The organism is Deltaproteobacteria bacterium (assembly GCA_040223695.1).
In the GTDB taxonomy this organism is placed as follows: Bacteria; Desulfobacterota_D; UBA1144; order Nemesobacterales; family UBA2774; genus JAVKFU01.
The window spans coordinates 600,272-614,719 of the sequence record JAVKFU010000015.1 but is presented as its reverse complement, the minus strand read 5'-3'; the positions used below and the strand labels follow the sequence as shown (position 1 = coordinate 614,719).

Below are 14,448 nucleotides of genomic sequence, written 5' to 3'. Positions count from 1 at the left end.
TCTTGAACATTACATCTTGGAAATGATTCCGGATTATAGATAGGGAATGAAGCGGAAGCCCGGTTTGTAAGGGTTTATATAGGAAGATAAACCGAAAAGATGGAACCCGCTCCGGGCTTGCTCTCAACCCTGACATGGCCTTTATGAGCCCCTATGATGGCCTTTACAAGGCTCAAACCGAGCCCGAGCCCCCTTTGGGAGCGACTCTTGTCGCCCCTGTATAGACGTTCCCAGATATTATCAAGCTCTTCCTCGGATATTCCGAGTCCGGTATCTTTCACAGTAATCTCCACCCCTTTCTCCCTCCGGCTCGCTTCAATTTCTATTCTCCCTCCAGCGGGCGTGTACTTGATCGCGTTATCGAGCAGGTTGGCCAGTACCTGGCGCAGCCGGTTGCGGTCTGCGTTCAGATAAAGCTCTTCCGGAAAGCCTTTATGGATGGAAATACCCTTTTCCTCTGCGACATAACCGTACAGGTCGACCACGTCGTCTATAATCGGAGCGACATTTATCTTTTCCATTTCGAGCTTCATGGCTCCGGTCTCCGCTTCCGATACGTCCATGAGCGTATTCAGCATTATGAGAATCCGTTCCGATTCCTCTATGCAGTCGATCAAAGCCTCGCGCAGGGCCTCTTCGTTATCCCGGGACTGGAGCGCAACTTCAGCGGTGCCTCTGAGCCTTGTCATAGGCGTCCTGAGGTCATGAGCGACGTTATCCAGCACGTTTCTCATTCCTTTCATAAGCGCCTCGATTTTATCCAGCATTGTGTTGAACAGCGAGATAAGCTCATCGTTCAATTTATCTCCCTGTCTGACCGGAACCCTCAAATCTATCCTGGCGCTTGTTACTATCGAATCGAGCGTATTTATGAGCTGCCGTACGGGATTAAGCGCCCGGTCCGCAATGAACAGTCCGCTTAGGTATGCAATCAGTATTATGGGGATGACAGCGTACAGATATACGTTCCGAATCCTGCTCAGCAACTCCTCACGCCCGGAGATGTGTTGGCCAATTCGGAGGATGTAACCGTCCGGGAATGTCAAAGATGTTATTTCATATTCTTCGTCGCCTTGACTGAAAGACAGCCATTCTCCCTCCTCTGCATCGCCCGTTTGAGTAAGCGCCCCGGCGTCGAAATCTTCCCGGTCCTTTGGAGTTCGTAACATAACCGTATTTTCCCGGCCTTCGGAGAGTTGAAAAATAAAGGGGTCTTCCTCATCCTCGAAGATCTCGGTACGAAGGGCTTCGATCCCTTCTTCCCGGTAGATTTCCGCAAGGTCATACAGGTCTTCCGTGATTTCCAGTCTGCTCTGCTCGTAAATGTAAGCCGAGATAACTGTGTATATGTAAATGTTTATAGCGAGCGAGCTGAGAACGAATAATAGTGTGTACCACGTTATGAGCCTGAAGCTGCTCGATTTAAGCAGCAGCCTAGGATTCCTTAAGAACATAGCCGACTCCCCTTATAGTGTGAATCATTTTATTCTCAAAATCCCTGTCTACTTTGTTTCTCAGCCTGCAGACCAGCACATCGATCACGTTTGTCTGCGGGTCAAAGCTGTAATCATACACATGCTCCAGGATAAGGGTCTTTGAAAGCACCCTCCCGGCGTTACGCATCAGGTATTCGAGTAAAGCGAATTCACGCGGCTGGAGTGAAATCATCGTGTCTTCCCTTTTAACCTCGCGTTTAAGGATGTTCATAGAGAGGCTCCCAAAGGTGAGGCTTGTGGCCTCGGTGGCTCCGCTCGATCTGCGGATAAGAGCATGTATGCGGGCGAGAAGCTCCGAGAACGCGAAGGGTTTGGTAAGGTAATCGTCCCCACCGGTCTGAAGCCCCTTAACCCTGTCGTCAACGCTGCGCCTGGCGCTCAGAATCAGCACGGGGGTATTTATCTTGCTCTGCCGGAGCTCTTCTATAAGGCTCAAGCCGTCCAGTTTCGGGAGCATTATATCGATAACCGCCGCGTCATACTCCTCGTGGAGAGCCAGATAAACGCCTTCCTCACCGTTCTGGGCATGGTCAACCGAGAACCCCGCCTCTTTAAGCCCCTTCAGGATAAAGGAGGCGATCTTTTTATCGTCTTCTACAACCAGTACTCTCATTACTAATCCCCGTTTAAATTGTAGTCTATGTGTCTGTCCATATTAAATAATAAACCAAATCCTTTTTGGCCGTCCAGCGCTAAAACTGATACTCTACTATAACCTTAGTCAAAAAGGCGTTTTCGGAATCCGACGGAAAGGCATTTCCGGGTATGAAGTAGCCGAGTGAAAGGGCTAGCGCGAATTTTTCCTCGAATCCTTCATATCCGACGATGAAATCGATCTCGCTCCCGAGGCTTTTGTTCCTGCCCTCCGGGTCGGCGTCTATTTCCGCGTCCCGGAGACTGTCCGAGGCCTTCGTCTGAAGGTAGTAATGATAGATCAGGTCGAGTGAGCTTTCCTCGGTCGGATTCACGCCCGCTCCCGCGGTGAATATCGACATGTTGCTAAGCTCCGGGTCGAGCAGCTCCCCGTAATATATAAAGTCCACAGCCCCGTTGAAGTCACTCTCATTTGCCTGAAGCCCTGTCTGCCTGAATTTCTCTTGGCCGAACGCATACCCGAGCGTTACGGACGGTTCGTAATCGACATCGAAAACATAGGTGGAGCCGATATCGAAACCAACCCCGTTTATATCCTTTGTCCCGTTTTTTCCGATCACATAGGCGAGTTCGAGCCAGTAGTCGAAGTCGGGAGCCAGTTCGCCGTCAGAATGGATACCGAAGAAGATGGGACTGTCGCCGTTTTCCTTAGTGTTGTCGCGAAAAATAAAATAAGCCGCGACGTTTGACTCCTCGGAAATAGCGTACGTCCCGTGAGCGATGTAGTTGTTTATCTTGTCCCCCGCGTCCTTGTTCAATAAGTCTCTATTCACAAGACCACCCGTGCTAACGGAGAACTCCGCTAAGAAACTCGAGAATTGGAGGAATGTCCTCACGCCGTCAAGCTCCGCGTCATACAGCCACTGCCGCTCATCCTCGAACCGCTGGCGGCCGAGCTGAAACGCGAGCCTCTCTTCCCATAGGTCCTTAAACAGCAGATAAGCCTGCTCGAATTCCAGTATGGCCTGGTCTTTTTTCGTATCACCGTCCTCGAATTCAAATTCCCCGGCAAACTTAAGCGCGGCAAATGCCTCGAAATACCTGCTCGGATTGAAAAGAAAGGCGAACACTATTTCGGGCTCAAGCGTGCTGAGGTCTTCGTCATTCTCAGTGTCGAGGTCGAGGTTCCTCTGGTATTTATATTCGACCTCGATCTGTGCCCCGAAACTGAGATACGGGGCCAGCTTTATCGTGGTCTCGGGGGGGTCGTCGGGATCGAATGCCTGACCGTTTGATTCCGTGACGCTCAGGAACAATGAGAAAAGGACAGTAAACAGCGAAAATAGTTTTCCGTTTGTCGTGAGCATTGTATGTGCACTATATTGACAAGAATTCAGTACAATCCGGATTTGATACATACGCCTCCGAATACTAGAACTGGCTCAAATGTCCGGGGCTTGCATCGTAGGTTAGCCTGAATATCTAGATGCCATACCCGGCGCTACTTTTTATAATGATTCTACTACATTAGGGGAGTACAATCTATCTCTTTGGAGCGTGCAGGCCGAACATTACAAAATTGTAATATTCCGGCAATGTACGTGTAATGGGGGCTTAATCCATCCGTGCATCTATTAACCTCGGTTAATATTTAGATTATAGAATTACTCTCGTATAATATATAGCAATGGTTAAAAAGTCGGCCAGGCCCGGGGGGAAAACAGCTAAGACGGACAAGGAAAAGCCGCTTCGTAACGATGTGCGCTTCCTCGGGAACATATTGGGCAGGGTGCTCATAGAGCAGGAAGGAAAGGGCATGTTCGATATAGAGGAGAAGATAAGGGCTCTCACGAAGGAAATGAGGTCCGATTACAAAAAGAGTCAGAAAGACGAGCTTGTATCTACGATCAAGAGCCTTTCCGATGACGACCTTTATAAAGTCACCCGCGCCTTCACGATATATTTCAAGCTCGTGAACATAGCCGAGCAGATACACCGTATAAGGAGAAGACGCGAGTACAAGTACATATCCGATGTAATGGATTCAAGCGAAGGATCGATCGAAAACCTGTTCCAGGTTCTCGGACAAAAAGAAGTGCCTTACGAGGAGTTCTCTAATCTCCTGAGCAGGATGTCAATAGAGCTCGTGCTTACTGCGCACCCTACGGAGGTCAACCGGCACCTCGTGCTGGAAAAGTTCAGGCGCATCTCCACCCTGCTTGCGCAGCATGAGAATCCTGTCTTGAGTACGGATGATAGAGAGTACATAGAGGAAGAGATACACACCGAGGTTGTGGGTCTCTGGCAGACGGAAGAGGTGCCCCCGTATAAAATAACCCCGCTAGATGAAGCCAGAAACATACATTATTACTTCAGGGAAGTGATTTTTGAAGCTCTGATAAGCATCTACATCCGGCTTGAAAAGGAAATAAAGGAGCACTACGGCGTACGCGATGTAAAAATACCTCCCTTCCTCAGGTTCGGTTCCTGGGTGGGAGGGGACAGGGACGGAAATCCCTTCATCACTCACGATATAACGAGGGAAGTGCTGGATATGCAGAAGACACTCGTTCTGGAAAAGCATATAGAGAAAATCGAGCGGCTCAAAAGGCAGCTCAGCTCGTCTCTGAAAATAGTCCCCGTGAGCGCCGGTCTTGAGGAGATGGTTACAAGGGATAAAAAGCTGCTTGCCGACAAAAATGGGATTCAGAATCCAAATGAGTATTACAGAATAATGCTTGAATACATGCATGAAAAGCTTCTCAATACGATGAGTGGAGCAGGCAGCGGTAAAGAGTTCTCGGGTTACCGGGACAAGGAGGAGCTTTTAAAAGAACTGCGCATTCTGGACACGAGCCTTCGCCGGAATAAAGGGCATCACCTTGCCGACTCCACACTGAAGCGGCTCATAAGGCAGGTCGAGATTTTCGGTTTCCATATGGCGAGTCTCGATATTAGACAGAACAGCGAAGTACACGCGGACGCGCTAACTGAAATCACTGAACGATTGGGCATCTCGTCTTACGGGACAATGAGCGACGAAGAGAAGTTCAATTGGCTCCGTGTGGAGATAGGCAATCCCCGGCCGCTGGTTCCCGAATGGCTTCAATTGTCGAATGAGGCGAGGGAAGTTCTCGCGACCTTCGAGACCATAAGAAAGTGCAGAGCGGAGATAAGCTCTGAGTGTATAGACACCTATATCATAAGCATGACGCGGAGCGCGGCGAACGTGCTCGAAGCGCTCCTCTTCGCAAAGGAGGCGGGTCTTTATATCTCCGATAAGGGAAAGATTACGAGTGACATGGATATTGTCCCTCTCTTCGAGACGATAGATGATTTCAAGAACGCGCCGCGGATAATGAGGGAGCTCTTTTCAAATCCTCTATTCAGGGGGCATATAAGGGCCAGGGGCAACGTGTCCGAGATAATGATCGGATATTCCGACAGCGGCAAGGACGGCGGAATATTATCCGCCGGTTGGGAAATACACAAGGCCCAGAGGGCGCTTAAAGAGGTCTCCGATGAGTTCGGCGTGCGAAACATTTTCTTTCACGGAAGAGGCGGCACCGTGAGCAGGGGAGGGGGTCCCACGAATCAGGCGATACTCGCGAGGCCCGCGGGCACGGTTGACGGGGCCATCAAGATAACCGAGCAGGGCGAGGTTATATACGGTAACTACTCTCTTCCGGATATAGCCGAGGACAACCTTGAGCTTGTGCTTTCGTCCGTCGTGCTGACGAGTCTGAACAGCGAGGAAGTAAAACCCGAATGGGAAGAAGTCATGGACGTGGTGGCTCAAGAGGCGAGGTCTTTATGGAGGGAGCTCGTCTACGAAGACCCTGCTTTTTACCGATATTTTGCGCAATCGACTCCTATTTCGGTTATTCAGCAGATGGGTATAGGATCGCGCCCCGCCAGAAGAAAGCGCTCCAGGCGTATTGAGGATCTGAGGGCCATACCCTGGGTATTTAGCTGGACCCAGAACAGACATCTCATTACCGGTTACTACTCGGTCGGCTCCGCTCTGGACAAATTTATACAAAAGAGCCCCCGAAGAAATATCCGAATACTGAGAGAAATGTACGGGGGCTGGAGATTCTTCAAGTCCCATATCGATAACGTACAAATGACGCTCAGCAGGGCGGATATGTGGATCGCGCTTGAATACTCATTTTTAGTAAGTCCGAGGGATGAAGGAAAGAGAATATTCTCCAAAATCAAACGGGAATACGAACGTACGGAGGAGGTTATTCTGAGCATCACGCGCCAGAAACGCATACTGGACAATAACCCGTTCCTTCAAAAGTCTATAGAGCTTCGTAACCCCTACATCGATTCGCTTAGCTATATACAGGTAGGTCTTTTGAGGAGGCTACTCAATAGGGATTACGGCCCGGAGGAGAAAACCGTTCTTACAGACAACATTAAGCTCAGCATAAACGGCATCTCGGCGGGTATAAAGAACACGGGATAGTTTAAGAAGCTCAAGCCCCGGCATTATGTATCAGGTGCCAGGCCGTCTGCACGGAGCGGCGATGCCAGGTTCAGCCGTAGCTGCCCGTTGACTCTTTCTTTTTCGAGGATTTCATTTCGTACATGTTGCTATCAGCCTGGTGTACAAGCTCCTCTGCGGAGCATTTATTCTTCGGATTATACTCGGCGAGTCCGTAACTGAAGTTAACCTTGTAGGGTTTATTAGAGCTCTCGTTTTTTTCGTCTATTCGGCGGATTATCCTTTCGATTACCGCTTTTGCGTCGTCAATTGAAGTATCGGGCAGTATGATCAATATTTCATCTCCTCCCATCCTGCATACTTCATCATTTGTCCTCAAAACGCTTTTTATTGCCCTGACCGCGGTTTTGATGACCCTGTCGCCCTCCTTGTGACCGAAGTTATCGTTGACCTGTTTAAGGTTATCAAGGTCTATATAGCAAACGGTCAGGCTCGTATGATGCTTTCTGCAATATTTTAGGCGGCTGTTTATAAAATCAAGTCCGGCTTTTCTGTTCAGAATTCCGGTCATCGAATCTGTCACAGCCAGTCTCCTGGATTCAAGCTCCGCCTCTTTACGTCTTGTGATATTTGTATGCGAGACGACCGCACCAGATATAACGCCGTCTGTCTTGAGAGCCGTTACCGAAAGAAGAAACCATTCCCTTTTCTTCTTGAGCTCACGGGAATACTCGGTAGAGAACTTGTCCCTGCTTCCGTTTAGCACCGACTTGATGTTCTTTAAAATACTCGCGAATCTTTTGTCTTTGAGGGAATACTCCCTGCAAACGTTAAAATAATCGGCCCCTGCAGGCGCCCTGTCGATTATCTGCCCCTTGTTTTTTTCTGCGAACTTCTTCCAGGCTTTGTTGACCGTCGTAATTGTCCAGTCAGGATCGATTATGGCTATCTGTTCCGAAAGCGAGTCAAGCACCGCGTCGGCAAGCTCTAAAGCGTCTATTTTATCCTCAGATTGATGTTTATCTACCTTTTTAAGCATGATGCCTATCGAGTAATGTATATTAATTAAATATATAGTATCTTTGTAAGTATTGAGCCAAAATTATTGATAATCATAGTGCTTATATGCTTGATATGTCGACAAATAGTATAATTATACTGCTTTTTATGGTGCGGGGGGTTACTGAGGTGAAATTTAAAGAAAACAGCACCTTAATATTCTCTTTAAGTTGCTGTAAAGATTCATAATTATTAATATATGCTGTAAGATGAGAACTTGGAAAATTATTCGCAAACGCGGTTAATTTTGATTTTCCGCCTCGCCTGTCATGGGTACGAATTTTACAGGGGTGATTTTTTCCTCCTCTATCCCGTCCCCTTTTTTTGTTGCCAGTATAAGCTCCTGAAATTCATCGCCTACAGGGATAACCATTTTGGCGCCTTCCTTGAGCTGCCGTATCAGCGGTGAAGGGATTTCATGGGGCGCAGCGGTAACAATAATGGCGTCGTAGGGCGCGTGCTGCTCCCAACCCAGGTATCCATCACCGACTTTGAAATGGATTTCCGTGTATCCGGCTTCCCGGAGAACGCATCTCGAATGGAGCGCGAGCGGCTCGACTATTTCTATCGTATATACATCGCATCCCATCTCGGCCAGCACTGCGGCCTGGTAGCCCGAGCCCGTCCCTACTTCAAGCACCCTGTCCCCTTTCCCTACATTCAGCAGCTCCGTCATAAGGGCTACTATATAGGGCTGTGAGATTGTCTGCCCCATCCCTATCGGAAGGGCAATATCGCTGTAAGAAAGATGTCTCATATGCTGCGGCACGAATTTATGCCTCGGCACCCTCCGCATGGCCTCTATGGTCCCGGAGTCGGTTATTCCTCGTCCGCATATCTGGGTTTTAACCATTTCCCGGCGTTTGGCCTCATAAAGGGGTTCCTCATCCGGGGTTGCTTCAATAGCGGTCATAGCGACAAGGGTCATTAATAACGAACTTAAGATTAAGATTTCCACTTTATACACCTGTCCCTGATAATTCATCCTGCGGGATTTAAATTCTATATTTTTTAAGATTGCAAATTTGATGCCATGTGATATTTTCTGCCGGGGGGATGAATACGGGAGGAATGAAAAGACTTAAATAAGCATTTATAGCCGTAAGGTTCGGCTCTAAGTTTCTTTTATTATTGTGTTTATAATGATAATTTATGTGAGCGGTTATCGGCTGGCTTTTTATTTGCTGTTTATCGTAATTTGGATATGTGTCTATTTTATGAACTCGCCGTGTCGTTTTATCTGACACACAGCATGTAATTCAACGGGAAAACTATATCTACACTGGTTAGTCCGCTTATGGTTGTATTCATTTTCAGAATATGGCTGGGATATACTTGTAGGAGCGATCACGGGTGAGCCGCGCGGGGTTATCCGGTGAAAATCGTGGAGAGAAAAGGGTGGGCCATCCCGATACCGTAAGTGACCTGGTCTCCGAAGAGGTCTCACACGCGCTCTGTAAGTTTTTATATCAACTTAAGAGAGAGATAATTCCGATCGGACACTGTTAAGCGTCTTAATGCACTCATTCCGGGTAAATCACTTGGGGAAGAATTATATATAGCCTGAAGGTTTCCAGGTTTAAATTTAAGAACCGCCCTGTTTAGTGGGCGAATCACTCTTTTCCGAAAATGCTCCTAGACTGTTAAGCGCTTTCAGCACTTGGTCCAGCAAATCCGAATTGTTGCCGGGCATATTTTCCTCGGTGGCTACCTGAAGCTCCCGCGCGTGGTATTCCCATCTCCTGAGAATCTCGATCTTCTGCTTGCGTGTCAGGTCCTCCGCATTCAGCAGGTCTGAAGGTTTATCGAAGACACTCCCCGGGTCCAGCATCGCTTTATCTACGTCTGTCATAATAATAAATTTAGTATAATCAGTGCAGTTCGGATTACAACATCTCCTTTCTGTCGATAGTTATTATTCTCGTACTCATGCGCACCGTTCTGATATTGTTCGCTTATTAACAGTAGGAATAGAGAATTATCCAACAATTCAAGCTTTCAAACTCCTCAAATCTCTTTTTCAGATTATTCTAACCTATTGTACTGCTTGAATATTTATTAATATAGAATTTATGGTACAAGTTTTGCTTTCTAACAATATTGACGAATAGTAACCAGGAGGCATAAATGGATCTTATAAGAATTCTAGTAGCTATCTTGCTCCCACCGCTTGGAGTTTTCCTGCAGGTAGGCATCGGGAAGGATTTTTGGATCAACATATTATTGACCTTATTGGGATATATACCAGGGATCGTACACGCGGTATGGGTTATAGCGAGAAAATCTTCCAGTAATCCGGCAAGTACATGAGTGCATCTACGATAAAGAGTGATAATTATCTGGATAAAATAGCTGGTTTTATAAAATACAACCCCGATGATCGATTAGACGTTAGCTCCGTAAAAGAAGATCGGCTGCAAAGGGTCCGCGCTCTTAGTTATTTTCTCGATAATTCGATAAAGCTACCTGTTGTAGATTACCGTATAGGTTTTGATTCCATTATCGGATTCATTCCAGTTATCGGCGACGCCATCAGTGCCGGGTTATCAATTTATATCATATACCAGGCTCACCAACTCAAGATTTCCAAGAGAGCCAGGGCAAAGATGATATACAATGTAGCGCTCGAAACCGTGATCGGCTCTATCCCTGTTCTCGGAGACGTATTCGACGCCGCCTGGAAAGCGAATGCCAGGAATTGCCGTATTTTAGAAAAACATTTAAAGAAGTACGATAAATAACTAATACGTCTTATTTGACTTAGGGAAATAATACAAATACAACGCGTATTGATTTTTTTCATAGACTGTGAATTCACGGCCGTAATAAGCAGACCTTTTAATTCATACTCATTATTCGCGGAATAGTTGTTTTAGGAGCTTGAAAGAACGATTTCAATTAAGATTCCGATCTATGCCGGGCTTGGGTATGAGCCTCAGGCTGAGGAGAAAATAGAGAAGGCCGAATAACTTCCGGGTGCGCTTTGCACTGAACACCAACGAATACGTATTTTCTTGAATCCAATATCCATTCTTTAAAAAAATATAATTATAGAGAGGTCTGTCATGTTTGAAGCAATCTATCAATTTATAAGTGATTTGCTGGCGCTGGGGGCCGACCCCAAATCGCTCGGGGTAGTCAATATTATTGTCAGAGCATTAATTGTATACCTTGTAGGACTCTTGTTAGTAAGATTGGGAAAGAACCGGTTTGTAGGTAAAAGTACCGCCTTTGACGCAATTCTGGGGTTTATGCTGGGCACGGTTCTAACGAGCGCTATAATAGGAACCGGTCCATTTTTCATAGTTTTAGGTGCGGCAGCAATACTTGTGATTATTCACTGGGTTTTCGCTGCCATAACTTTCTACTCAAGCAGAATGGATACTATAGTCAAGGGTCAGCCCGGTAAAATAATAGAGGACGGGGAAATCATTTGGGATAGCATGAATGACAATAAGCTAACAAAAGAGGATCTGATTGAGGCGTTACGCAGAAACGCAAGCTTCGATGACGTTTCCAGGGTTAAAGAATCTTATTTCGAGCGTAATGGTGATGTAAGCGTAATACCAAAGGACGATGTGCCTCGAATATTGGATGTTAAAGTGGAAGACGGTGTGCAGACAATACAGATTAAACTGACCAATTGATATCACCGAGGAAAGAATTCATAAAGCCGATCACAACTCCCTGACGGGTAAAGCAATCACGTTATGAATTCTCCAATCTAGAGAAGCGGCAAGTTCTGAGGCTTCTTTTAATTTGTCAATTATTCCTGTCTCATTGTCCGGGATTATAAATATTTCACCGGTAAATACATGACCTTCTTCTCTCAATCTCACATCGACGTCCAAAACCCAGCTTAATTTGATTAGCTCATTTTTTATGAGTTCGTCTATGTCTTCCGGATCACCGCTCTCGACAGTAGTAGGTCTTCTATCCATCAGATCTGCAATTACTCTTTTCATATTTGTAACTCCGTCCTTAAGGATATCAAGTGAGATTACACCCGCCGCTACACTATCGGCCCACCACCATCCAATTCCTATGCCCAATATACCGAAAACAGCGGCCAATGCCGTTATCCAATCGGCTTTGTTCATTGAAGCATCGGTGTAAAGCGTTTTTTCGTGGAGTTCTTTAGCTAAAGGCAGCTTCATCCTTCCGAGAATAAGTGGAGGAATAGCGCTGTAGATAAGCGCGGCTATCATTATCCATCCCATCCAGATATGCAAACCGAAAATCTTTACCAACCCAATAGTGGGGTGAATTCTTTCAGTTAGATTTTTAACAGCTTCATAGAGTAGATAAATGCCAAAAAACAGCAGAGCTGTAGCGGCACACAAAAAGGCTATTTGCACGGCTCTTTTATAACCATATGGGAAATTCTCGTCGGGCGGTTTATTCCTGTACTTCAGTGCTATTAGAAAAGAAATGGGTGGCACAAGGCTCAGCACATCCTCGACCCAGGCCGTTTTCATAGCCTGAGACGATCCCATAGTTATGTACATAATCACCGTAATAGACAGCAGGAAGAATATACTTACCCACTCAAGTTTTTTCGCCCTGTCCAGTTTGTCCTCTTTATCCTTGGGCAGGACGTATTGTTCCCTAATCTTCATTAGTAATTTCCTCACTGAGCCTGTCATCGATGCCAGGGCTGTTTTTGTGCAAAAAACGATCTATTTCTGTCAGCCATGCGTTTTCACCGGGAGGTACGGCCAAAACATGCTCATCAGTGTGTAATAATATATTTGTGGGCTTAAATCCCCTTTTCTTTAACTGCCACCTTGGAGCTGCCACCGGCCCTTTATAAGTAAATGGATTTCTTAAGGGGAGAGGTTTGGCATTTTTATCCTTAAGATAAATAAGTACGTTGCTGCCGTCTTTGAAAGCAACGGTTTTACCTTTAATGGCATTCAAGTGTTCCGTCCCTCGGGGCACACCTACGACGAAATCGTTAGAATAGTAAGGTTTCGTAAGTCCGACCTTCGTTCGCCAGGGGGTAGCCTTGGTCATACCTGCTATTACTAAGTCCAGTTCATAATTCTCCAGCGCTAGTAAATTCTCTTCCAGTAAACCCCATCTCCATATTATTTTGGTGTTCAACTCATCTGCAAGCTGTTGGACCAACTGAACTTCTATACCCGAAGGGCTGCCGTTTACCTTTTTAGTCCAGGGTTCGTTTTCGGATATACCAACGATTAAAGTGCCTCCCCGCACATGGTTAAGAGTATTCTCGGGGTCGCGCGGGTACTCGCAGCTTGTACTGGCAATTAGGAGGAGAATTAAACATATCTTGGAACTTAATATAAATGCTTTTCTAATCATGTTTTGTGAAACTGTGCAATATTCATACCATTTAGGGAAAGTTCATCAATGCTCGGAATTGGCCGGAAATTAGAGGCCAATCCTGGATATTCAAGAGGGGATGTAATAAAAGATTTGCAAAATACTAGACAGGAACTCAGTTTAACTGTTGAATATTGGCCAGGTAAATATTAAAGGTTCCTACACCTCGCAATGCATCGGCTGCATCTGTAATAATAGAAGACCTGTTATGACGAGTGCGGTCCGGCTTTACAACACCGCTTAACTAAAAAACCGGTCCCTCGTTCTCTATAACGTCGGCGACATCAGCCATTTCCCTGCTAAGAAGCCTTACGATATCGTCAAGAGTAATTATGCCTTTGAGCCTCCCGTCCACATCTACTACGGGAAACCTCCTGACCGCGCTTTTTCTAATCTGATCGAGGGCTTCGAGAAGGCCCATATCCTCCCTGAGGGTAAGCACGATATCTTTCGTCATAACGTCATCTACGGGAGTCCTGACCGGGTCGAGACACCTGTTGACTACCCTGAGAGCTATATCCCTGTCCGTCACGATTCCGAATTTATCCTCACCGTCGTTTACAAGAACGCACCCAACGTTATTCTCTTCCATAATTCTGGTTACTTCACTCACCGTAGTTCCGGGCTTGACCGTTACTACCTCTGTCCGGCACATGTGTCCGATACTCATGCAAATACCTCCCCAAATATATTTGTATCAACTATTCTTATATTTTATAAATTGCAAGATGGATGCCATATGGAAGCACTTCTGTAAGGTACTGATTTATATAGGAAATAATATTTACGTGCCGGAAAAGTTGAAAAACATATGTCAGATAGTAGTACAAAGCACAACTTTAAGAATTTATCATACAGCGCTATTTTGAAAAAAAGAAGCCGGGCCGGTCAATTTAAGCTGGAATAATTAACAGCGTGAGCGAGTAGCTTATCACTACACTCACGACACCTAACGCTACTCCCTTTATAATTTCTTTCGTATCTACTTTCAGATAGATCAGCGAAAGTATCATAAAAACCCATACTAAAATCGAAAAAATCGTAAATGACAATGCCTCGTAGAAAATCGATGTGAAAACAACCAGAATAAGACCTCTGGCGATGTGCAGGTTTGAGTTTTTGACGAACTTTGACATCAGGAACATAACCGGTAGCGCAATCACTACCTGATAGAGAAAGGTGTGATAATTTCCAATTGTGGCCCTGACTAAGACCAGAAGATAAAAGGGTAAGCCTCCAAGCGCAAACAGGTCCCTGGCTACCTCTTCCTTCATGTTTTTAGATAGGCTTAACGAATCCGATATGTTCATTTCTAATCTGCCCTCCCTGTCGAATAAATTTAATTCAAATTATTAAGCGTCCTTTAACATCATAGTTTAAGTTGTGTCGTTAACGATAATTCGTTTTTATTCTGTCCGCTATATATCCATAATTCCAGCTCCGCCCTAATCTTGATGGCTCCGGTTGAATTTTATTTCCCATAATTCTATTATAGGT

General features: G+C 45.9%; 14 protein-coding genes. 4 read left to right on the top strand and 10 right to left on the bottom strand.

Features of this window, described 5'->3' with window-relative positions; all coding sequences use genetic code 11:
• Nucleotides 1-74: 74 nt before the first annotated feature.
• From RIG61_07085 to RIG61_07075, 3 genes are all read right to left on the bottom strand, one after another.
• The gene (locus tag RIG61_07085; GenBank protein ID MEQ9618923.1) at nucleotides 75-1,454 is read right to left on the bottom strand and encodes a HAMP domain-containing sensor histidine kinase; all 1,380 of its coding nucleotides are present in this window, start codon (nucleotides 1,452-1,454) and stop codon (nucleotides 75-77) included.
• Entirely contained in the window at nucleotides 1,435-2,109 is a 675-nt protein-coding gene (locus RIG61_07080; protein MEQ9618922.1) for a response regulator transcription factor, read from the bottom strand. The genes RIG61_07085 and RIG61_07080 overlap by 20 nt, the downstream gene beginning before the upstream one ends.
• Nucleotides 2,110-2,188: 79 nt before the next feature.
• Nucleotides 2,189-3,457, bottom strand: a complete 1,269-nt coding sequence (locus RIG61_07075) for an alginate export family protein (protein ID MEQ9618921.1) — start codon at nucleotides 3,455-3,457, stop codon at nucleotides 2,189-2,191.
• Between the two features lie 320 nt (nucleotides 3,458-3,777).
• Here RIG61_07075 and ppc point away from each other — a divergent pair, with 320 nt between their 5' ends.
• Complete coding sequence (ppc, locus tag RIG61_07070) at nucleotides 3,778-6,564, top strand: phosphoenolpyruvate carboxylase (GenBank protein ID MEQ9618920.1); 2,787 nt, start codon at nucleotides 3,778-3,780, stop codon at nucleotides 6,562-6,564.
• 70 nt (nucleotides 6,565-6,634) lie between these two features.
• On the opposite strand, the gene RIG61_07065 is transcribed toward ppc, so the two are convergent.
• The 3 genes from RIG61_07065 to RIG61_07055 all read right to left on the bottom strand — a co-directional run bounded on the left by RIG61_07065 (nucleotide 6,635) and on the right by RIG61_07055 (nucleotide 9,454).
• Nucleotides 6,635-7,582 carry a diguanylate cyclase gene (locus RIG61_07065; GenBank protein MEQ9618919.1) on the bottom strand — a complete coding sequence of 316 codons (948 nt, stop codon included), beginning with the start codon at nucleotides 7,580-7,582 and terminating at the stop codon, nucleotides 6,635-6,637.
• A gap of 261 nt (nucleotides 7,583-7,843) precedes the next feature.
• Nucleotides 7,844-8,560, bottom strand: coding sequence for a protein-L-isoaspartate(D-aspartate) O-methyltransferase (locus RIG61_07060; GenBank protein MEQ9618918.1), 717 nt, complete (start codon nucleotides 8,558-8,560; stop codon nucleotides 7,844-7,846).
• A gap of 627 nt (nucleotides 8,561-9,187) precedes the next feature.
• Nucleotides 9,188-9,454, bottom strand: coding sequence for a hypothetical protein (locus RIG61_07055; GenBank protein MEQ9618917.1), 267 nt, complete (start codon nucleotides 9,452-9,454; stop codon nucleotides 9,188-9,190).
• Between the two features lie 275 nt (nucleotides 9,455-9,729).
• Between RIG61_07055 and RIG61_07050 the strand changes: the two genes are divergently transcribed.
• The 3 genes from RIG61_07050 (at nucleotide 9,730) to RIG61_07040 (ending at nucleotide 11,249) form a co-directional block, all read left to right on the top strand.
• Complete coding sequence (locus RIG61_07050; protein ID MEQ9618916.1) at nucleotides 9,730-9,912, top strand: YqaE/Pmp3 family membrane protein; 183 nt, start codon at nucleotides 9,730-9,732, stop codon at nucleotides 9,910-9,912.
• Nucleotides 9,909-10,343: a DUF4112 domain-containing protein gene (locus tag RIG61_07045; protein ID MEQ9618915.1), complete on the top strand. Its 435-nt coding sequence runs from the start codon at nucleotides 9,909-9,911 to the stop codon at nucleotides 10,341-10,343. The genes RIG61_07050 and RIG61_07045 overlap by 4 nt, the downstream gene beginning before the upstream one ends.
• 324 nt (nucleotides 10,344-10,667) lie before the next feature.
• Entirely contained in the window at nucleotides 10,668-11,249 is a 582-nt protein-coding gene (locus RIG61_07040; protein MEQ9618914.1) for a DUF421 domain-containing protein, read from the top strand.
• Between the two features lie 30 nt (nucleotides 11,250-11,279).
• Here RIG61_07040 and RIG61_07035 read toward each other — a convergent pair whose 3' ends face one another.
• The 4 genes from RIG61_07035 to RIG61_07020 all read right to left on the bottom strand — a co-directional run bounded on the left by RIG61_07035 (nucleotide 11,280) and on the right by RIG61_07020 (nucleotide 14,261).
• A complete protein-coding gene (locus tag RIG61_07035; GenBank protein MEQ9618913.1) occupies nucleotides 11,280-12,221 on the bottom strand; it encodes a cation diffusion facilitator family transporter in 942 nt (313 codons plus the stop codon).
• Nucleotides 12,211-12,930, bottom strand: a complete 720-nt coding sequence (locus tag RIG61_07030) for a transporter substrate-binding domain-containing protein (protein ID MEQ9618912.1) — start codon at nucleotides 12,928-12,930, stop codon at nucleotides 12,211-12,213. Before RIG61_07030 ends, RIG61_07035 begins: the two co-directional genes overlap by 11 nt.
• 265 nt (nucleotides 12,931-13,195) lie before the next feature.
• Complete coding sequence (locus RIG61_07025; GenBank protein MEQ9618911.1) at nucleotides 13,196-13,621, bottom strand: CBS domain-containing protein; 426 nt, start codon at nucleotides 13,619-13,621, stop codon at nucleotides 13,196-13,198.
• Between the two features lie 223 nt (nucleotides 13,622-13,844).
• A complete protein-coding gene (locus RIG61_07020) occupies nucleotides 13,845-14,261 on the bottom strand; it encodes a hypothetical protein (GenBank protein ID MEQ9618910.1) in 417 nt (138 codons plus the stop codon).
• Nucleotides 14,262-14,448: the final 187 nt, after the last annotated feature.

Coding starts and splice junctions, on each gene's coding strand:
- RIG61_07040 (MEQ9618914.1), top strand. CDS start 10,668: ATGTTTGAAGCAATCTATCAATTTATAAGTGATTTGCTGGCGCTGGGG.
- RIG61_07080 (MEQ9618922.1), bottom strand. CDS start 2,109: ATGAGAGTACTGGTTGTAGAAGACGATAAAAAGATCGCCTCCTTTATC.
- RIG61_07025 (MEQ9618911.1), bottom strand. CDS start 13,621: ATGAGTATCGGACACATGTGCCGGACAGAGGTAGTAACGGTCAAGCCC.
- RIG61_07055 (MEQ9618917.1), bottom strand. CDS start 9,454: ATGACAGACGTAGATAAAGCGATGCTGGACCCGGGGAGTGTCTTCGAT.
- RIG61_07065 (MEQ9618919.1), bottom strand. CDS start 7,582: ATGCTTAAAAAGGTAGATAAACATCAATCTGAGGATAAAATAGACGCT.
- RIG61_07075 (MEQ9618921.1), bottom strand. CDS start 3,457: ATGCTCACGACAAACGGAAAACTATTTTCGCTGTTTACTGTCCTTTTC.
- ppc (MEQ9618920.1), top strand. CDS start 3,778: ATGGTTAAAAAGTCGGCCAGGCCCGGGGGGAAAACAGCTAAGACGGAC.
- RIG61_07030 (MEQ9618912.1), bottom strand. CDS start 12,930: ATGATTAGAAAAGCATTTATATTAAGTTCCAAGATATGTTTAATTCTC.
- RIG61_07035 (MEQ9618913.1), bottom strand. CDS start 12,221: ATGAAGATTAGGGAACAATACGTCCTGCCCAAGGATAAAGAGGACAAA.
- RIG61_07045 (MEQ9618915.1), top strand. CDS start 9,909: ATGAGTGCATCTACGATAAAGAGTGATAATTATCTGGATAAAATAGCT.
- RIG61_07020 (MEQ9618910.1), bottom strand. CDS start 14,261: ATGAACATATCGGATTCGTTAAGCCTATCTAAAAACATGAAGGAAGAG.
- RIG61_07085 (MEQ9618923.1), bottom strand. CDS start 1,454: ATGTTCTTAAGGAATCCTAGGCTGCTGCTTAAATCGAGCAGCTTCAGG.
- RIG61_07050 (MEQ9618916.1), top strand. CDS start 9,730: ATGGATCTTATAAGAATTCTAGTAGCTATCTTGCTCCCACCGCTTGGA.